Consider the following 19797-nt stretch of genomic DNA (forward strand, 5'->3'; position numbering starts at 1 on the left):
AACAATTTCATTTGTCTATTTAAGCGCCTCCCGGATCACCCGCTGTGCATTTCCCCACTGCACCAGTTCGATCTGCCGCTCGGTAAATCCGGCTCTTTTCAGTGCGTCCCACAGAAGCGCCATCTTCTCCGGCCCGTCGATTTCCAGATCTCCGCCGATGCCGTCAAAATCGGTTCCGAGGCAGAGGACCTCTTCCCCTCCCTTTTTCACCATATGGGCGGCGTGACGCGCCAGATCGGAAACGCGGCTTTCCAGAGAATTTTCCCGCAGAAACGAGGGCGCAAAGTTCAAACCGGCTGCGCCGCCGTGATCCCCGAGAATATGAAGCATCTCATCGGTCAGATTCCTGGAACAGTTACAGAGCGCTCTGGCGTTGGAATGGGACGCTACAAAGGGGCCGTGAATGCAGTCCGCTGCATCGAAAAAGCCCTCATCCGATAAATGGGATACATCTGTCAGTATACCCAGCGCTTCCATCTGGGTGACGGCCTCTTTTCCGAAGGCTGTCAGTCCGCTTTCCCGGTTTCCGAACGGCTCCTCCCGATAATTGGCCCGTCCGAAGCAGTTATCATGATTCCAGGTCAGGGTGATAAGGCGCACGCCCTTGTCATAAAGGTGGCGCAGCCGCTCATGGCTGCCCCGCACCAGCCGCCCGTCCTCCAGGGAAAGAAACGCCGAAAGCTTCCCGGCTTTCCGATTTTCCAAAAGATCCGTTCCGTTTCCGGCAAACGCCACTTCCTCTCCGTGCTCCCGGATCGTTTCATAAAAGCCATCGGTCAGCAAATCAAAATACCGGTCATCCCATTCTTCATTGGAAAGTTCCTCTAAAAGCTCCAGATGGATCTCCGCCCCCGGCTCCGGGCCGCAGGACAAGTTGGAACTGCGGCGGTCCCCATTTTCGGATTTGCTCTTAGACAGTTCCGATTTTTCCGTTCCGGCGCCATAGCTTGCTCCGGATTCCGGCTCCGTTTCTCTGTATTTCCTTCCGAGCAATCTGTCCTTTGTTTCCGGATCCGGCAGCCAGACCGCAAAGAACTGAGCCAGGCAGCCGGCGCTCCGGAGGCGCTTTACATCCACCGTCATATGATTTTCATAAAGGCTGCCGCCCACTCCGGCGAATACCTGTAAGGTATCACAGTGAAGATCCATGTATGCCATCTGATTCCTCCGTTAAGATGGATAACAGCTCCTCCCGGCTCATGTCAGCCACCGAGGAAGCACCTTCCGTTACCTGCTTTTCCAGCTCCCGCTTCTGATTCTGAAGCTTTAACACACCCTCTTCAATGGTATCCCGTGCGATGAGCCGGAACACGGAAACCTTCTTTTTCTGGCCGATCCGGTGTGCCCGGTCAGTCGCCTGATTCTCCGCCGCCAGATTCCACCAGGGATCATAATGGATCACCAGATCCGCCGCTGTCAGGTTTAACCCTGTGCCTCCGGCCTTTAAGGAAATGAGGAACAGCGGAACCTGATCCTGGTTAAAGGACCGCACCAGTGCGATCCGCTCCTCCTTGCCGGTCTGCCCGGTCAGCAGATGATAGGACAGCTTCGCCTTTTCCAGCCGTTTTCCAAGGATCTCCAGCATGGACGTAAACTGAGAAAATACCAGGATCTTATGTCCGGCTGCCACCGCACTCTCAATGAGCTCCATACAGGTATCCAGCTTTCCGGAGCCGCCCCTGTAGCCCTCATAGCACAGGGAAGGATCACAGCAGATCTGGCGCAGACGCAGAAGCTCCGATAAAAATTTTATCCGATCCTTCTGGTATCCGGCATCGCCGCCGGACTCCAGTTCCTCCTTTAACCGCAGAGCATGCGCCGCATAAAGCTTCCGCTGCTCCGGTTCCATGCCGGAATAAACCACCTCTTCCAGCTTGTCGGGCAGATCCCGAAGCACCTCTTTTTTATAGCGCCGCAGCAGAAACGGCCCGGTCATACGATGGAGCCGCTTTAACGCTGCCTTATCGCCGTCCTTTACGATGGGAATCTCAAACTCCCGGCGAAACCGGCTGCAGCTGAACAAAAATCCTGGCATCAGAAAATCAAAAATGCTCCACAAATCACTTAACCGGTTCTCCATGGGGGTTCCGGTCAGGGCAAACCGGCCTCTCGCCCGGATCTTTTTCACCGCCCTGGCGTTCTGGGTCAAGTGATTTTTAATATACTGGGCTTCGTCTAAAATCTGGAACCGGAATTCCCGTTCTTCATAAAGGGCAATATCCCGCCGCAGCAGATCATAGGACGTGATGGACACCTGCGCATGCTCCTGCTCCAGAAGCGCCTTCCGTTCCTCCGCTGTCCCCGCAATGACCTGGACCGACAGCCCGGGAGCAAACTTATGAAGCTCGCTCTCCCAGTTGTAGATCAGCGATGACGGACACACGATCAGCGCCTCCATCTCCGGATGTTTCTCTGCCTCGTCCGCCAGCAGGGCAATGACCTGAATCGTCTTTCCAAGTCCCATCTCATCAGCCAGGATCCCGCCGAGTCCGTACCGGTCCAGCGTCCGCAGCCACACATATCCCTGCCGCTGATACTCCCTGAGCGTTCCGTGAAGGGTCTTCGGCACCTCAATGGCCTCCTGCTCCTCCGGGTGGCTCACCGCCCGCACCAGATTTCGGAAGCCGTCATCCCCACGGAAGGAAATGTGCTTTCCGTCCCGCAGCACATGATCCACAAAGAAGCTCCGGTAGGACGGAAGCCGTACCGAAGCAGACATCCGCTGCTCCGTCAGTCTGGAAAGCTCCTCCAGCGTTCCGAAGCCCACCCCGTTCACCGGCAGAAACGCGCCGGATCTAGTCCGGTAAAAGCTCTGCTTCATGCGGTATGCCGCCAGCGCGCCGGAAAGCTCCGCCGGAGACAGCTCCCCCGCGTCCACATTAAGCTCCAGCCAGCCATTTCCCATGGTGACCCCGAAGGAAAGCTCCCGCTTCGGAAGCACCGTCAGATTTTTCATGGACGGAGAAAGCGTCACCTCGCCATAACCGGAAAATTCCTCCAGACCTTCCGTGAGAAGCCGGTAAACGGCGCTGTCATCGTCCCAGATCACAAACCGGCTCTTGTCGGCATAACGGCCCGTAAAATACTTCTTGATGACCGTTCCCACCATCAGTTCTCCAACCTGATCTCTGGAGATTTCGGAAAATCCCGGGTGGTCAAACGGCGTAAAACATTCCTTTCCATACCAGAACTCTGCCCGCAGCGTCACCTCGTTCTCTCCCGGACAGTCAAAATAAAACCGGGGCTTTAAGGGCTCCAGATGGTACTGCTCCAGGTCCACTCCCAGCGGTTCCAGATCCACAAAGGGCGAAAGCTCCGGAATCACATAGTCGCAGAACGAGGGCATATCCTTGGCATTTAGCTGTATCGACCACTCCTCCATGGCCGGATCCTTCGTCATGGCACGGAAAAACTCCCACAGTGCCCGGCTTGCCGACCGGTCACAGCAGTAAAGGGTCGTTCCCATGGCCACATAGAGCCTTTTTTTTCCGTAAATAACCCGGAAATTCTCCGGAAACGAGACACGAAAGCCGTCCCGTCCGCAGGCTCGGATCACACCGTAAAGTCTGGGATTTTCTTTTTTGATGAGAAGGGGAAGCTCCTCCCGTCCATCAAAGGAAAACAGCGCTTCTTTTCCGTACAGAAGCTTCAGGAAATTGTCACAGCCGGCCGGAGAAAGCTCCAGCTCCCGCATGACGCTCCGCGTTTCGGTCCGCAAAGGATTCAGCCGTTCCTCCAGATACCGGCTCTCTGCCACCGTTCTTGCTGTTTCCTCTGCCAGCCTTGCCGAGGTCTCCTCAAAGGCATCGAGCGTGTGATAAAATCCCAGCTGCTTTCCGTATTCTACATAGGCCTCTTCCTCCAGGGCGTCCGCAAACGCCTCCAGATCCCGAAGCTGATACAGCCGCCCGGTTCCGATCCGGAACGACAGGGCCAGTGTCTGGCGGACATTCCGGAAAACCGGGATCAGGCAGACCGGTTCCTCCATTTTGGATACGAGAACCTTCGTCATTTCATGGCCAACATAGCTCTGAAGCATATGCTTGACCGCGCCGCCGGTGGGCACATGAGGCGTACTTTCCTCTTCCTTTTTCTCCATTGCATAAAAGGCTGCTGCCGCCTCATGGCAGCACAGCCCTTTATATTCGCGGTGGGAAGGACACTGGCAGGAGGCCTGGTAGATATAGCCGCCCTTGATGAGCAGCGACACCCGGTATTCCTGTCCGTCCTCGTCCACAAGCACTTTTAAAGTTTCTTCTCCCTTCCAGAAGCTTTCACTGGAAAGCAGGCGCACCCTGCCCTCGCGGAACAGCGCCCTGCCCTTTTCATATTCCTCGCTGCTTCTGGTCTTTTTCCGAATGGTCTCACTGGAGAATGACATACCTGTTCACCTGCTTTTTACATTCTGTCCGGTGCCTCAAATCCAAGAAGATCGATGCAGGTCTCTAACACCCGTCTGGTAAGCTCCAGAAGACAGATGTAGGATGCCTGGCGCTCCTTATCCTCCTCTGCCATGATCTTTGTCTCATGGTAGAACCGGTTAAAGGCATTGGACAGTTCATAAACATACTGGCAGATCTTATGAGGCGCACGCTCCTCAAAGGCCGCCGTCAGCGCATCAGACATCCGGCTTACGGAAAGCTGAAGCGCCTTCTCGCTCTCAGATGCAGCCGGAAGGATCTTGGCCTCTCCGGCAAACTTCTCCGGAAGAGCCGCATACTTGCCCTGGATCGACTTGATCCGGACAATGGTATAAAGAAGATAGGGGCCGGTATCTCCCTCAAAGGAAATGAACCGATCCACATCAAACACATAATCCTTGGACGCCTGGTTGGACAGATCTCCGTATTTCAGAGCCGCCAGCCCCACGATCTGCGCAGTCGTTCTGGCCTCGCTCTCCTCCACGGTACGGTTCTCCATGATCTTTTCATAAACCGCATCGCTGATCTCTTTAATGAGATATTCCAGCCGCATCACTCCGCCGTCTCTTGTCTTAAAGGGCTTTCCGTCCTTGCCGTTCATGGTGCCGAAGCCTAAGAAATTGAGCTCCGTCTCCGGACGCACGATCCCGGCCTTCTTTGCACAGCGGAACACCTGGGTGAAATGAAGCTCCTGGCGCTTGTCGACCACGTAAAGAACACGATCGGGATGGAACAGTTTTTCCCGCTCCACCAGCGTTGCAAGATCGGTGGTGGAGTACAGGGTCGCGCCATCGGATTTTAACAGAATACAGGGCGGGATCTCCTTGGTATCGCTGTCTTCCTTTACATCAACTACCAGCGCACCCTGGCTTTCATGGGCCAGCCCCTTCTTCTTCATATCTTCGATCATGGCCGGAATATAGGGCTGAGCATCGCTCTCCTTTTTCCAGATATCAAAGGTTACATTTAACTTCGCATAATTCTTCTTCAGATCCGAAACCGATACATTCAGGATATGATTCCAGATCGCCATATAGCCCTTATCACCGTTCTGAAGCTTAAAGGTCGCATCGTGTGCCTTCTTCGCGAACGCTTCATCCTCCTTTGCCTTGGCGCTGGCCGCCGGATAAATCTCCTCCAGCTCCGCAATGGTAAAGGGCGCTTCGGCAGGATATTCTCCGGTATAGCTCTCATCGAAATACGGGAGGTTGGGCTTCCGCTCCTTTAACTCCTCGATGATCAGTCCCATCTGCAGACCCCAGTCACCCAGATGGACATCGCCGATGACCTCATGGCCCAGGAACCGGTAAAGGCGCTTCATGCTCTCTCCGATGATGGCAGAACGAAGATGTCCCACATGAAGAGGCTTCGCCACATTGGGTCCGCCGTAATCGATCACAATGGTCTCTTTCTTTCCTTCATAGGAAACACCCAGCTTTTCATCGGCATTCATGGCATTTAAGTAATCTGCCGCATAAGCGCCGGACAGCCTGATGTTGATAAATCCGGGATTTACTGCCGTGATCTCCGCAAAGGCGGCCTCCCCCTCAAGCTTCTCCACCACATCGTTTGCGATCATGATGGGCGCTTTTTTATAAAGCTTCGCACCGGCCATGGCGCCGTTGCACTGAAATTCACAAAGATCCGGACGGTTGGACAGCGTTACCTTTCCAAGCTTCCGGTCATAGCCGCAGGCCTCAAAGCCCCGGGCCATCAGTTCTCCAATCTGATCAATGAGTTTTTTCATAATCTTATCTCCAACTTTTTTTTCACACAGTCTATCTGAACTATTATAATATGCTTTCATGGAAAAATCCAGCATTTCTTCTTTCCTTTCGGAAGGCATCGTGCTATACTGGAAATCGTACGACAACGAACAAAGTACATAAAAGGAGGATACCATTTATCATGAACGTAAAGATTCAGGACATTAAGGACGTAACCATTAAGGGCGTAAACGTAAAGTTCACCGATACCTGCGAGGCTTACAAAGAGGATTTCTTTGAGTGGACCGCATTCCCCGTAGTAACGGAATTCAAAACCAATAAGATCATGGCCGGTGTGCTTCAGGGCTGGCATCATACTCCCAACTTCACCGCCATCGAGTATCATGAGGACGCTGAGCAGTTCTACTTCACCGAGGGTACTGCATTAATGCTCTTCATCGACATCGCAGACGGAAAGCCTGCTATGGACACCGCACAGATCGTCCGGATCCCTGCCGGAACCCAGCTTGATATTGCTGCAGGCAAGGGTCATTTCGTAGCTGTAGCAGAAGGCGATACCTTTAAGGCAATCGTTGTCTCTCCCGTACAGGAAGCTCCCAGAATGGATCTGGCTGAAGAGGTAATCGGAGAATAATTGAAATTGTTAATCAGTAAAAGACAGATCTCTGCGTGGGATAACCGGCCCGGAGATCTGTTTTTTTATAGGAAAGTTCGTCCTATGAAGAAAAGTAACCGGCCCTTCGACCGGTTACAGACAAGCCTTACAGTCGGTGGCCGGGACGGCGTATCGATTGCGAAAGGAGCATTACCACCGTCCCTCTTCCGCAAGATACCCGATCAGTCCGTCCAGATACCATTCCGTCATTCGTCTGATCCCGGCTTCGCGCTCTTCCTGTTCCGGCTCCTGCCAGGATTCTTCCTCCCTATCGAAAGCTTTCTCACGCTTACCCGGAAATCCCATCTGCTTTAACAGCGCCGCCCCGGCTTCTTCCGCCTCTCCGGATGTGAGCAATCCCCAGTCCAGCTGATCTAATAAATGCGCATACAGGGAGGAACCGGTTACCAGTCGGTTTCCTGTTTTCCGTGCATCCAGACGGTCGGTAAACTCGGCCCGCCGCATGCTTCCGCCCTGCTTTTTGTAGCGGTTCCAGAGGGCATCCTCTGTGACGCCGAACCGGTCCATGCGGTTTAAGATATCGTGCTGGAAGTTCGGGCAAAGACCGGTCTGCTTCTTCAATGCCTGCTTCACAGCCTGCTTCACGGTACGGCCGATCAATTCTCCCAGCTTGGAATGCTTGCCCGCATCCGTAAGATGCGTGTCCGATTCCATATTGCAGAACACAATGGTTCCGTCGGTGCCGGAGCCGGTGGCAAGCCCTCTGGAATACCGGCTGGGCGCGAGAAGCTCCTGGATGGCCGCCGTTTTCGCCTCGGTGCAGGATACCAGCGCACGGACCAGCGCGCCGTCAGTCAGATCCGCGTCGATGAGCAGGAGAATATTGATGGTTCCCAGAGGTACCTGATGAAAAATCCCGGCCTGCTCATGCCAGAACGCCGGATCTCCGATCCGTCCGGCATTGTGATAAATTCCTCCGGTGACAATGGCAGTCACGGAAAAATCGTCATAATCGTTTCGCACAATGGCGGCATGATACATGCTCGCCGCGGTGCAGAGTCCGGTGCATTTCCCGGGATCCAGCCCAAGATCCTCTCCGGCCACCAGGTTCATATGCTCCTCATAGGTATCTGCCCGCATGGAGGCCTGCATCCCGCTTCCAGGATTTCCATCATAATTAAAGACAGCCTGCAGATCATACCGCAGGCCGCCGTTATTGGGACCGGTGCTTAAGACCTTCCGTTTTCCATGAAAACAGACCACCAGGGACTGCTTATAGCGGTGAAGGGTATCCCCGTCCGACAGTTCACAAAGCTTCATGGTTTCATTCATGCCTCCTCCCCGTAAAGAGCCTCCCACTGGAGCTTTAATGCCCGCTCATGAGCTTCCCGGCTTACGCTGATCAGCTCAAAGGTCACATAAGCCGGATCGATGACCTCAAACAGCTCCCGGACAGCCCGTGTTGTAAACGGCTCATGACGGTCGATCTGGAACACATGCTGATAGCAGAGGGAAATCCGCTCCTCATAGGTCTTGGGCATAGCCAGATGCTTCGCGTACAGCTCCTTCACATAGGCGCCGGTCAGACTCTGGTTCAGATGAATGCCGCGGATCCGCTTCGCCAGATCTCCGTGCTTTCGGATCATCTCTTTTATATAGGCGATGCCCTCCTCCTGGGTCTGCAATTCCAGATTGGTGTGGAGCAGATGACCCGTGTCCAGCATGATCCCGGTCTTCGGATAATGGATCTGATCCAGAAGCCGCCCTGTGATCTCCGGTCGGGTCATGGTAAGCCCCGGCCACCACAGATTTTCCAGCAGAAACTCAAATTCATACTCATGACCGTCCAGCAGCTCGTTGATCAGCTCTGCCGCTGCATCGACCACCTCTTCATCACTGTATGCACACCGGCCGGAAAAATATTCCGGAATCTTGACATTGCTCACATGGAACACCACATACCGTGCATCCAGACGCTTCGCCCGCTCCAGATCCTCCCGGAACATGGCCATCATACCCGACGGATCCAGGCCTCCGAAGATCTTCTTCGCCGTCTCCAGACTGTCATACTCTTTTTTTAATCCGTTCAGATCTCCCCGCCAGAGATCTACCCACTCATTAAAGTAGCGCAGGTGGACACCGAAAACCAGAGACGGATCAAAGAAAGCTTCCTTTCCGCCCTCAATATGCATAAACTCAATCCCGTCAAAGCCGATGCTCCGGATCATCGCCTCCAGATCGACACAGTCCCGGTAGCGTTCCTCATCCATATCACAGTCGGTAATATTAATGGTATTTATCCGCATGTGAACATCTCCCTCTTATCTTACCTTATCCAGAATACTGTCTTCCCGATACTGTCTTCCCGCAGAACCAGGCTCGATTCCGCTTCGCTTCCTCTCGCTTTGGCTGCTCGCCAAATAGATTTCCAAAGAAAAGTGCCCATTTGTGCAGGCACATTCGCCTTTTTTTTGGAAATCTGCTTGGTTCTGCAGGATTAAAAGATTCCATGTTTGATCTGAATCCGCTCCAGTTTTTCCCCGATGGGCTTTCGCATCAGCAGCAGAAAGATCACATTGGAAATCATGTAGGTAACGGTATAGGGAATCGCCGTACCAAGAGCGATCAGATACCGCTTAAAGCTCCATTTCCCAATCAGACTGATAACCGTCCAGATGTCCATGATCCAGGAATAAAGTGCTCCGGCAAACAGGCCGTAAAGGATTAACGGCACCCGTTTTCGCAGCAGTCTGCGCATAAAAGGAAGTCCGGCGATGAGCCCCTGGAGCCCCAGGGTGAACATCTGGAACGGAGTCCACGGACCCTGCCCGAAAAAAATATTGGAGACCACTGCAGACAGCGATCCAACCAGAAAACCGGACTCTGGTCCCATATAAATCCCAGTCATGATAACGGTCGCCGTCAGCGGCTTTACCGCCGGAACAGCGCCGAAGATCAGACGCCCCACAACGGCGATTGCCGTCATAACTGCGATCATAACCATGCGGCGGATACTGCCCTCCCGCTTTTCGTAGGCAAAATAAAACGGCAGACAGGCCAGGAACATAATGATGGCGGAGATCAGGTTGTAACGCCGTTCCGCCAGAAGCTTTACCCCCACCACGATGCATGCCGCCACCGCCAGAAGTAACATTACCCAGCGCAGCGCCCGCTTTCCTGTATAAGCCTCGCTTCGTTCCATGGCAAGCGCTGTTTTTTCTTCCAGGCGCCGGTTTTCTTCCTCTTTCAGGCGCTTTTTCGCCTCTGTCTTCCGCACACTTCCGTTTTCCGGTGTTGCTTCCGACTTTTTCAGGAGCCTGCCCGGTGTCGGTTCGGTTTCCTTTGTCTTATGCACCTGTCTCCTCCTTATTCTTTCTGCCGTTGGCCTTGCACAAGGCAATCACCTCATCGCAGGTCACCGCATTGTCATACAGGCTTCGGGAAATCCGGTTCGCCGCCGTGGTGTAATACTGATTACTTCCGAAAAATTCATCGGGCGTATCCAGCGAAGTGATTTCATGATCAAAAAACAGACCGCAGCGGTCCGATACCTCCGCCGCAAATTCTACATCATGGGTCACCATGAGCACCGTCAGCCCCTGCGCCTTTAGCTGATTCAGCAGCTTTCCAAGCTGCTTTTTCGACCAGGCATCGATTCCTTTTGTAGGCTCGTCCAGAAGAAGCAGTCTGGGCTTCAGTAACAGCACCTTACCGATAGCCGCCTTCTGCTGCTCTCCGCCGGAAAGATCGTAGGGATGATGATCCAGCAGATGAGTGATTCCGAGAAGCTCAGCCATAGCTTGGATCTCCCGCTCCAGCTCCTCTTTCCCGTAGCCCATAACCGTTCCGATCTCCTCATAATCCTCCCGCACCGTCATCTTTAAAAAGACCGTCTGGGGATTCTGGGGCAGGGATGCCAGGGTTCGGACATACAGTTCATTTCCCTTATACTTTCCGATCCGCTTTCCGAAGATTTCAATCTTTCCATGGTACGGCCTGTTGGTTCCGGCAATGACACTGAGAAGCGTCGTCTTTCCGGCACCGTTTCCGCCAAGAAGGCTGATGATCTCGCCCTCATATAAAGTCAAAGCTGCCCCCTCCAGCACATCGGGAGAATCCTTTTCGTAGCGGAAACAGACCTCCTTCATGCGCATGGCAATCGGACGGTCTGTCACAGGACTTCCGCCGTTTTTTTCCTTCAGCCCGGAAAGACTTCGGATCCGGTTCTCATAATTCTTTTCCAGAAAGGCCCGTCCCTCCCGCACCGTCAGTGGACAGCCATCTTCCTCTGCGTCCAGTCCGTGATAAATCCGAACCGCACTGGGAAGCCCGCAGAGCATTTTGTGATTCTGATCGATCCGCTTTAGATCTCTGCCCGCCTGAGCCGGAGGCTCCGCTAAAAGAAGCTTCCCGTGATCCATTACAAGTACACGGTCAGCTGCCGGAAAGACCTCTTCCAGCCGGTGCTCCGTCATAAGGATCGTCAGACCAAGATCCTTATTGATCTTTTGCAGCGTATTGATGAAATCCGATGCCGCAATGGGATCCAGCTGGCTGGTGGGCTCGTCCAGGATCAGAAGCTTCGGCTGCATGACCATGATGGACGCCAGGTTTAAAAGCTGCTTCTGGCCGCCGGAAAGCTCCGTGGTCTTTTTGCGGAACCAGTCATCGATTCCAAAAAAGCAGGCCATCTCTGCCACACGGCGGCGGATCACCTGGGTCGGTACCCCCATGTTTTCCAGACCAAAGGCCAGCTCATGCCAGACCTTGTCGGTCACGATCTGATTTTCCGGGTTCTGGAGCACGTAGCCGATCTGACAGGCCGCCTCCGCCTCCGAAAGCTCCTCCTGGCGGATTCCATGAAAGAAAATCTCTCCGCTTTTCTCTCCGTGAGGAGAAAGCTCCCGTTTTAAGAGCTTTAAAAGCGTTGTTTTTCCGCAGCCGGATTCCCCGCAGAGTACAATAAATTCCCCCTCCTCCACCGAAAAGGACACATGCTCCAGCGCCGGTCCCGCTTCTCCCGTCATGGCTCGCTGCTTCGGGTATGTAAAGGTCAGATCTCGGACGCTTAATAACTCCATTTTCGTTTCTCCTCCAGTTCAATGATTCCGGGTATACAAAAGAATACGAGGATCATGACTGCACTGATCCCCTCCTTCCAGCCGATGACAAGCTTCATCACATACGGGTAATAAAAAAACGAATAGCCGCCTGCCGAAAAGCAGGTAAAGATTGCTGCGGCAAGCCCGCCGAATACCGCCAGCAGAATTCCGTCCCTTGTCCGGAATCGGAACAGCGAAAAGCTGGTACGCCCGGGATGCCCATACCCCCGCGCCTTCATGGCATCCGCCGTGTCGATGGAATTCTCCATAGACCAGGCCACCAGACTGTCAAAGACCCGCATGCCGCTTCTCATCTTGTCAGTAATCCCGTCCGACGGATACAGCCCCATGGTTTTCTGAGTCTGGCTGATCTTCCGGATCTGAAGCTTAAATAACGGAATAAACCGGAAGGTCATAGACAGGATCAGCCCCAGCTTCGGAATGGTCTTTCCGAACAGATACAGAAATTTATCGGTGGTTAAGATCGACCCATAGCATTTACACCACAAAAGCACACTGATGATCATCAGGGAAGACATGCCGCCATAGATCATGGACTCCAGCGTTACCGGATTGTCATTTAAGAAAAACAGGAGCGTTTCCCCGTCATGGACAAACAGCGGATTGGCCAGGGACAGGAGCACAAAAATCCCAAGACAGAATAATAGTTCCGAAAAAAACTTTTTCCAGCCGAACATGGCCAGAAACAATAAAAAGCTGCCGATGAGAGACGCTGCGATCACAAAGGGATGAAGGCTGATCATGGAAAACACAAGCGCCAGCCCGTATCCCAGAAAGAGGAGCGCCGGGTGATAGCTCTCGTATCCCTTCATGGCACATCCTCCTTTTCTGTTTCGCCTTCTGTCTCCTCGATTCCCTGCTTCTTTTTTGTCATGTAATCGTCCCCCACATCTTTTCCCAGATCGCAGGTATAGACCCATTCAATAACATCGCCATTCTCCAGCTTATAGGCACCGCAGCCCTTCCCCGGAAATTCTCCGTTGACCTTATACATCCAGCCGGAAAGCTCGCCGCAGGCCCGGTCGTATAAATGATTGATGCCGCGGATAAAAATGGTGCCATAGACATTGGCATCAGCCCCCTGGTGCTCCATCTGGATCCCCTTATAGCGGCAGGCACGGTTCAGAACATCATAGACGGTATCGCCTTTCCGCAGGACAAAGGTTGTCTCCGGAAGGATCCAGCCGTCCTTCGGTACATATTTTTCGTCCTGGAGCTGCCTGCTCAGCTTCCTCCAGTTCTGCTCCTCCCGCACGGTAGAGCAGTTGATGCTTAAGGTCACCGTCTCCGAATCGGGGCCGATGTCCTCCATGTGCGTCATATAATATTCATCAACTGACTGGATCCTGATCCCCTTGGCTAAAAAGAGGATCAGAACCACGATCAGTCCGGCAAACAGTACTTTTTTCTTCATTGGCTCTTACCAGTCATCGTCCTCATCGTCATCGTTTTCCAGCTCTGCTGATCCGCTGCCTTTTTTCTTCGTCCCCTTTTTCTTATCCTTTAACAGGAAGAATAAGAAGAGGACTGCCAGGATCACAACCGCAGCCGCGATACAGACTGTCAAAAGCACCGCGCGGTTTCCGCTGTCCGCCTCTGCCTGCTCCCCGCTTTTTTCCGTCTCCGGCTCTGTCTGTTCCGGAAGCTTCTCTGCCGCCGCATCGATCTGTGTCTGATCCACAGAATATGCCACATCGTTCTTCATATCAAAAATCCGGCTTCCACCGGTCTTTAACCGGTACAGAGCCTCCAGAGCGTACAGCGCCTGATAGCTGGCCATATTATTTCCCTCGGTCTCCGCATACTCGCCGCTGTCTGTATGGACGATGCTGCCGTCTGCAAGCCGGAAGGAAATCTGCCCGTCCACCAGGGTCTTTCCGTTCTTCATGAACTGCCCGTCTGTCTCCGGATCCCGTCCCCAGGCGCACAGTGCCATGATCGCCCAGCTGGTGCTCTCCGAAGTCGGCGTATCATAGGTCAGCATGGTGCCGTCCTCGCTTTCCAGCTCTGCCAGGCAGGCAAAGGCCTTTTCAGACGCTTCCTTTACGGTTGTCGTCACCTCTTCTTTCGTGACCGCACTGGTAAAGGTATACGTCTTATCGGAATCCCCGTAGGGCGCCAGAGCCGTCAGAGTCATGGAGGTTAAATCCACATCGGAATCATCGGTTAAGATCAGTCCGAAGCCGCCGTCTGCCAGCTGGCGCTCCAGAAGCGCCGTGATAAACGCCTCCTGGTTCCATTCGGCGTCCGCAGGCACGTTCCAGTTTCCGGCATCGGCCGTCAGAAGTGCCCAGATATAGCCGTTGATCCCCTGCTTTCCAGGCTCGCCGAATACACTGGTATGCCACAGATGATCCTTTAACAGGTTGATGGGATTTCCCTCCGGATCGGTTCCGAACTGCTCCGGATTGCCGCCGCAGGCTTTAATGGTCAGGATCATACGATAGATATCGGAAACCAGAAGGCTTCCCTGATACTTCTCCGGGTCTGCATAAATAGCTTCCACCGTCTCCTGCATTCTCGCCAGATAGGAGGCCCTGTCTCCCTCGATTCCCATTCGGCTTGCACTAAAAGCGAACCAGTCGCTGGCCGGATCACCGGCCTTGTCTACGAAGGCACCGGCAAATAATTCCTTTTCTCCGATGAGGCTCTTCTTCCAGTCTATGATCCCGTCTTCAATTCCCCGGATCTCGTCCGCCGTATAGGAATGTCCCTGGGAAGCTGCATCGGTGCTCCCTCCGGTTCCTGCCGCTCCGGCATCCGTTTCTGCCGATGCAAAGCAGCGGTTTCCGGCAGGAGGTGTTCCCTCCGCATATGCGGTTCCCGGTGTCTGGAACAGGAGGGCTGCTGCCAGGATCACGGCAAACAGCGTTGTTTTCCACGTTTTTTTCATAATCTGCCTCTCTTTTTCGTTTTATTAAAACCGGACATGCTTAGACCGGCGCTTTTTCGATGCCGCCAGAAGGGCTGCTCCGGCCGCCGCAGTCACCAGGGCCAGGGCTCCGAAGATCACACCAAGGATCAGAACCCTTCTCCTTTCCTTCCCGGTCTCTCGGAGCTGTTCCAGGATCTTCGACTCCGCCTGAACGGCCTGCTCCGGGGTCAGCTGCGCTTCCAGCCAGTCGGGAAGCCCTGTCTCTGCCGCGGCTTCGGTTTCCTCCGCAGTATCTCCGGGAAGATCCGTTGCCATTCCGTCTTCTGCGGGAAGATCTGCAGCGGGAAGCTGTCCCGCAGCTCCGGCTTTGCCGTTTCCTCCGGTCTGCACCGTACCTTCCCGGCCGCCGCCCCGGATCGGCGTTGTCTCTGTTCCCGGATCAACCACCGGTGTCTCCAGTGCCGCATAGGCCGCCTCTGCATGCTCCAGCACCTCAAAGTTGGTAATCTGGCTCTGCTGCGCCGGGCTCAGTGCATTGTAGGCCGCTCTTGCCTCTGCGATCTGGGAACCGCTCTCCCGGCTTACGGTCCCGATCCGGCCGATCAGATCAATCGTATGCTGAATTCCGTATAAGAACTGATACCGGTCCACCGCCTGCTCCAGTACCTCATAGTTGGATACCAGCGCCTGCTGATTTCCCGTCAGCCCGTTATAGCTCTTCACTGCCGCATCAATGGCATTTTTGCTCTCCAGCGTCACCTCGCCGATGGCATCGATCAGCTCGAGCACCGGCCGGACTGCCGTTAAATCCTGAAGCATTTCCAGCGCCCTTTGAAGCACCGGATACGTTGTCACCAGAGCCTTCTGGACATCGGTCAGCGCATCATAGGCCCGCTGTGCCGCAAAAATCGTCTCTTCTTTTTCAAGTGTCACCTCGCCGATGGCTGCAATGGCCGCCGAAACGCCATCTGCTTTCAGCTTATTATAAGCCTGTTCCGCTACATCCAGCTCTCCGGCCCGTTCCACCAGTGTTTTCTGCTTCTCGGTGAGCGCATCAAAGGCCAGTCTTGCCTTCCGGATCGCATCACCACTCTCCTCACCGACCGTACCGATGGCCCCGATGAGCAGATCCACCTGTGCCGCCCGCTCCGTATCCTCCTCGGTGGGCTCATAAAGCGCCGCCAGCCGCTCCCATTCCGCTTCCGCATCGAGAAGTGTCTGATAAACCGATACCAGTCCCCGTTGTTTTTCCGTCAGGTTGTCATATGCCAGCCTTGCCAGTTCGATCGAGGTCTTTACATAAGCTGTATAGACCACCTCGCCGATACTCATGATATAACCGTCCACCTGGGCCGCTGCTGCCATATCCCGCTGGTTCTCCACCTGCCATGCGTCCGGCAGACGGTCAATAGCCTGTCTTGCTTCATCTAACAATCGCTGTACTTCTTCAATCTCGTCCGCCAGAAGAATATTCTTCCTGGCATTGGCCACCAGGTTTCGGATCTTTGCCTGTTCCTCTTCCCGGTAATTGGTCAGATCCACATAATTTTCCAGCGTCTCAATGGCTGCGTCTTTCGCTTCGTTCAGCTGCCGCTCCGCCGTTCCGTCCTTTGTCTCAACGGCAAGGATCTCTGTCTTGGCCGATGTCAGCACCGCATTGATGCCTTCCATATCCTCTGCTGCCCGGATTTTTTCCGCCGCAGACGAAACAACCGCCTGGATTGCCGCCCAGTTTTCCGCGGTGTAATCCGTTTCCGACACAAAGGTCTGAAGCTCTGAAATGGCTCCCGTCTTAAACTGTTCCAGCGTCATCTGCCAGCTGAGGATCGGATAGCCATTCTGATAACCGAGATAATCATGGATAAAGACCGATCCGCCGCCGTTTAACGCATTCAGAATGTCATCGCTCTGAAGCTCCTTTTCCGTCAGGAACTTTCCGGCTGCCGTAAAGTCCGCTGAGGTTCCCACCAGCGCCCGATTCACCAGGTCGCTGCGCTTCAGGGCATAAATGGTTCCGAAAGAGCCGCTGGAAATGGTCCCGAACACAGCTCCGATGGAAAGACCCGAATGTTTCAGATTCACCGGACCGGAGGTATAACACCAGTCCACCTGCGTACTGGAATCCTGAACCCAGCCGCCGATTCCTCCGGCGTGGTTATAACCCGTCACATCGCCGGTATTATAGCAGGAACGGATCTGGCAGTCTCTCTGGATCACGCTGCCCACCAGGCCGCCTGCCGTATGGCAGGAAGAGATCTGTCCGATATTGTAGGACAGCTCCAGAATACTTCCTGTTGACATGCTTCCGATGAGGCCTCCGGCAAAGTAAGTGATTCCGCCTCTGCCCTCAGAGGGAATGGAAATGCTTCCCTCGTTGCCGCAGCCGGATACCCGCACATATCTGGTCTTTCCGACGATGCCGGCCACTCCGGCGTCCAGAGGCCGGATGTTCTCCACGCTGATGCTTACCAGGCTTTTACAGTTTAAGATCTCGTACCGGTTTTCGCTTCCGTTTCCTTGCGCATACCCGGCGATTCCGCCCACATAAGCCGTCCGTCCGTCTGCCTTGATGGTTCCGGTGACAGTCACATTCTGGATCCTCTGGCCGTTTCCTCCGGCCACATAGCCGAACAGGCCATCGTAGGTATAATACGTATTGATATATAAGCTCCGGACGGTATGCCCGCCTCCGTCAAAGCTTCCGATAAAGGGCTTCTCTGCGCCGATGGGCGTCCAGCTCTTTGCACCCAGGCTGATGTCATTGCACAGCTCCGCGCTGATGTCCGTCTCCCCGTCATTTACCGTTTTTGCAAACCAGGCAAGCTCCGCACCGCTTGTGATCTGATAGATCCCGTCAGCATTCTGATCCGGAACTGTACAGGTCACGCCGTCCCAGGCCCCTGTCTCCGGGATCTGGTCGATGATGGCATCCATATCAAACTTTGCCTGCTCCATAAGCGATGTGATATCCGCTGTGGTTTTGGCCTTTGTAATGTTCTCCAGCGCCTTTTCCCGTATCTGGCGGATCCGGAACATCCAGGTCACCTCATACTGCTCCTCGGCCCGGTACTCGCTCACCGTCTGGATCGCACTCTGGCGCACCTCCTCCAGTCGTTTGTCCGCCTCATAGGACAACAGCTTTTCGTCCAGGGCGTCCCTGCCATCCCGCAGGTTCAGCCGTACCTCCTCTTCCGCAGAAGAATGTTCAATGGTATCCGACCACTTTGTCTTTAATGCTTCCAGCTCATCAAGCTGATTTCTCGAAAGTCCTTCATTCTGGGACAGAATCTTTTTATAATATTCATTTAATGCGATCACCGCATTGTCAATGGCCTCCGCCAGATCCGTATCGGTGATCTCGCCCGGCTTCACCTCCGAAAGCTTCTCTCTCGCCTCTGTCATGATCGTCTCGATCTGAGCAAGGGACTGGGACGCATCAATCTGATCGATATAAGTCTTTACCAGACCCTCGATGACGGCATAGGTCTTTCCGTACTGATTTCGGTTGCTTTCCGTCAGCCAGCCGTTTAATTCCGCCTTTGCCTCCGCTGCCGCCGCCAGAAGATCCTCCGGCAGACTCTGCCATGCCAGCTTCGGATATCCGTTGTTTTCCGTATCATGCTTTCCGGACATGACAAAGGCGCTTCCCAGCTTTTCCAGCAGTGCCGCACTCTTTAACTCGTCCTCCTTCACCATACGGGATTCTCCCAGGATCGTAGTCCCCCGGTTGGTAACTGCTCCCACCGGCCGCAGAGAGCCTTTGGCATCCGCGAGAGCATAAATGGTTCCGTAAGCACCGCTTTTCAGATAACCGACGGTGCCTCCCCAGTAGCTGTAATCGCTGCGATTGAATACTACGGCAGAATATGCATGCTCCAGAACCGGCATGGGCGGAAGGACTTCCTGCTTCCACTGGTCATACCCCATCTCCCCGACAATGCCGCCGATCTCATGACCGATGCTGGTACCGAACCCATCCACATTTCCCAGGTTATAGACATTCCGGATCACGGCCTGCTTCGCCGTTCCGTCGCTGTAAACGCCCGCAGAGGACAAGCGTCCCGCGATACCTCCAATACCGCCGTTTCCTCTTACGCTTCCGTAATTGGCACTGGTCAAAACCTCCGCACCGCTCTTCACGGCTCCGGCGATTCCGCCCACATAAAGATAGCCCTGTACCGTGGCATGGTTTACGCAGTTGGTCACCTGCCCGTGGATTCCATAAACCAGACCGGCAATTCCGCCCGTATGGTTCTGGGCAAAGCTGATGGTCGTTGACAGCTTTCCGTAGTTCTCACAATTGGTCACCAGACCGCTGCAGATGCCGACCACACCGCCGCTGTTGCGGTACATGGCATTCCCCTCCATGGTGGTCCGCGCATAGTTCACACAGCCGGTGATCTGGCCGCTTTTTAAATAACCGGCAATGCCGCCGCTGCCTGCATACAGCTCTTCTCTGGCACTGTCCGTCTCATAATTGCCATAGTTCTGGAACACTTTTCCGAGAACAGTCACGTTCTTGACCGTGCCACCGTCGATGACACCAAACAGTCCCGCATACCGCCGATCCGGATCCTTCAGACTGATCTCGGTCCGCAGATAGACTACCCGCTGGCCGTTTCCGTCAAATACCCCCTTATAGGGATGCTCCTGTGTGTCACCGATCATGATCCACCGGTAAGACGTATGATAACTGTTCAGGTAAATATCCTGCTCCAGCCGGCCGTTGATCTCGCCGTTTCCCCGATTGACCTCGGCGGCAAACCAGGCAAGCTCTGCTCCGGTCCGGATCAGATAGGTTCCGTTTTCGTCCAGCTCCGGCATGGTAAGCGTCTTCCCGTCCCAGGGATTTTCCACCGATGCCGCCTTTACCTCACTGCACAGGCTGAATACCGGTGTCCCCACCAGAAGGGCGGCAAGAAACAGAGCAGTCAGACGCCGCCCCAGCCGTTTTCCGGCCTTTTGTTTCCATTTCCAGTTTCGTTCCATGTACTGCCTCCGTTCTCGTTTCTGCTTACTTCTGCCTTCCTCTTGC

The 19797-nt window shown here is 54.2% G+C and carries 12 protein-coding genes; 1 reads left to right on the top strand and 11 read right to left on the bottom strand.

Annotated elements, in window-relative coordinates; genetic code table 11:
* Positions 1-15 precede the first annotated feature (15 nt).
* From ACTQ3K_RS01125 to argS, 3 genes are read right to left on the bottom strand one after another with little or no spacing between them, the layout of a single operon-like run.
* Entirely contained in the window at positions 16-1158 is a 1143-nt protein-coding gene (locus ACTQ3K_RS01125; RefSeq protein WP_441564897.1) for a dipeptidase, read from the bottom strand.
* On the bottom strand, positions 1133-4381 hold the full coding sequence (locus tag ACTQ3K_RS01130) for an SNF2-related protein (RefSeq protein ID WP_441564899.1): 3249 nt from the start codon (positions 4379-4381) through the stop codon (positions 1133-1135). The genes ACTQ3K_RS01125 and ACTQ3K_RS01130 overlap by 26 nt, the downstream gene beginning before the upstream one ends.
* A gap of 17 nt (positions 4382-4398) precedes the next feature.
* Complete coding sequence (argS, locus tag ACTQ3K_RS01135; RefSeq protein WP_441564901.1) at positions 4399-6168, bottom strand: arginine--tRNA ligase; 1770 nt, start codon at positions 6166-6168, stop codon at positions 4399-4401.
* Positions 6169-6329: 161 nt separating this feature from the next.
* Between argS and ACTQ3K_RS01140 the strand changes: the two genes are divergently transcribed.
* The gene (locus ACTQ3K_RS01140) at positions 6330-6782 is read left to right on the top strand and encodes a hypothetical protein (protein ID WP_441564903.1); all 453 of its coding nucleotides are present in this window, start codon (positions 6330-6332) and stop codon (positions 6780-6782) included.
* A 171-nt stretch (positions 6783-6953) separates the two neighbouring features.
* Here the strand turns inward: ACTQ3K_RS01140 and ACTQ3K_RS01145 are convergent, their stop codons facing one another.
* From ACTQ3K_RS01145 to ACTQ3K_RS01180, 8 genes are all read right to left on the bottom strand, one after another.
* Positions 6954-8096 (bottom strand): adenosylcobinamide amidohydrolase, encoded by a 1143-nt coding sequence (locus ACTQ3K_RS01145; protein WP_441564905.1) that lies wholly within the window; start codon positions 8094-8096, stop codon positions 6954-6956.
* Entirely contained in the window at positions 8093-9070 is a 978-nt protein-coding gene (locus ACTQ3K_RS01150; RefSeq protein ID WP_441564907.1) for a sugar phosphate isomerase/epimerase family protein, read from the bottom strand. The genes ACTQ3K_RS01145 and ACTQ3K_RS01150 overlap by 4 nt, the downstream gene beginning before the upstream one ends.
* 191 nt (positions 9071-9261) lie before the next feature.
* Positions 9262-10119 (bottom strand): ECF transporter S component, encoded by an 858-nt coding sequence (locus ACTQ3K_RS01155; protein ID WP_441564909.1) that lies wholly within the window; start codon positions 10117-10119, stop codon positions 9262-9264.
* Entirely contained in the window at positions 10112-11845 is a 1734-nt protein-coding gene (locus tag ACTQ3K_RS01160; RefSeq protein WP_441564911.1) for an ABC transporter ATP-binding protein, read from the bottom strand. The genes ACTQ3K_RS01155 and ACTQ3K_RS01160 overlap by 8 nt, the downstream gene beginning before the upstream one ends.
* Complete coding sequence (locus tag ACTQ3K_RS01165; RefSeq protein ID WP_441564913.1) at positions 11833-12699, bottom strand: energy-coupling factor transporter transmembrane component T; 867 nt, start codon at positions 12697-12699, stop codon at positions 11833-11835. Before ACTQ3K_RS01165 ends, ACTQ3K_RS01160 begins: the two co-directional genes overlap by 13 nt.
* Positions 12696-13301: a DUF4430 domain-containing protein gene (locus tag ACTQ3K_RS01170; RefSeq protein WP_441564915.1), complete on the bottom strand. Its 606-nt coding sequence runs from the start codon at positions 13299-13301 to the stop codon at positions 12696-12698. The genes ACTQ3K_RS01165 and ACTQ3K_RS01170 overlap by 4 nt, the downstream gene beginning before the upstream one ends.
* A gap of 6 nt (positions 13302-13307) precedes the next feature.
* Positions 13308-14780, bottom strand: a complete 1473-nt coding sequence (locus ACTQ3K_RS01175) for a hypothetical protein (protein ID WP_441564917.1) — start codon at positions 14778-14780, stop codon at positions 13308-13310.
* 24 nt (positions 14781-14804) lie between these two features.
* A complete protein-coding gene (locus ACTQ3K_RS01180; RefSeq protein WP_441564919.1) occupies positions 14805-19751 on the bottom strand; it encodes a hypothetical protein in 4947 nt (1648 codons plus the stop codon).
* Between the last annotated feature and the right edge of the window lie 46 nt (positions 19752-19797).

The organism is Candidatus Paralachnospira sp. LCP21S3_A2 (assembly GCF_052118925.1).
GTDB lineage: Bacteria > Bacillota > Clostridia > Lachnospirales > Lachnospiraceae > Lientehia.

Bases quoted from the DNA above. Each gene is read 5' to 3' on its own strand.
- ACTQ3K_RS01125 (WP_441564897.1), bottom strand. From the start codon at position 1,158: ATGGCATACATGGATCTTCACTGTGATACCTTACAGGTATTCGCCGGA.
- ACTQ3K_RS01150 (WP_441564907.1), bottom strand. From the start codon at position 9,070: ATGCGGATAAATACCATTAATATTACCGACTGTGATATGGATGAGGAA.
- ACTQ3K_RS01130 (WP_441564899.1), bottom strand. From the start codon at position 4,381: ATGTCATTCTCCAGTGAGACCATTCGGAAAAAGACCAGAAGCAGCGAG.
- ACTQ3K_RS01145 (WP_441564905.1), bottom strand. From the start codon at position 8,096: ATGAATGAAACCATGAAGCTTTGTGAACTGTCGGACGGGGATACCCTT.
- ACTQ3K_RS01140 (WP_441564903.1), top strand. From the start codon at position 6,330: ATGAACGTAAAGATTCAGGACATTAAGGACGTAACCATTAAGGGCGTA.
- argS (WP_441564901.1), bottom strand. From the start codon at position 6,168: ATGAAAAAACTCATTGATCAGATTGGAGAACTGATGGCCCGGGGCTTT.
- ACTQ3K_RS01170 (WP_441564915.1), bottom strand. From the start codon at position 13,301: ATGAAGAAAAAAGTACTGTTTGCCGGACTGATCGTGGTTCTGATCCTC.
- ACTQ3K_RS01175 (WP_441564917.1), bottom strand. From the start codon at position 14,780: ATGAAAAAAACGTGGAAAACAACGCTGTTTGCCGTGATCCTGGCAGCA.
- ACTQ3K_RS01165 (WP_441564913.1), bottom strand. From the start codon at position 12,699: ATGAAGGGATACGAGAGCTATCACCCGGCGCTCCTCTTTCTGGGATAC.
- ACTQ3K_RS01160 (WP_441564911.1), bottom strand. From the start codon at position 11,845: ATGGAGTTATTAAGCGTCCGAGATCTGACCTTTACATACCCGAAGCAG.
- ACTQ3K_RS01180 (WP_441564919.1), bottom strand. From the start codon at position 19,751: ATGGAACGAAACTGGAAATGGAAACAAAAGGCCGGAAAACGGCTGGGG.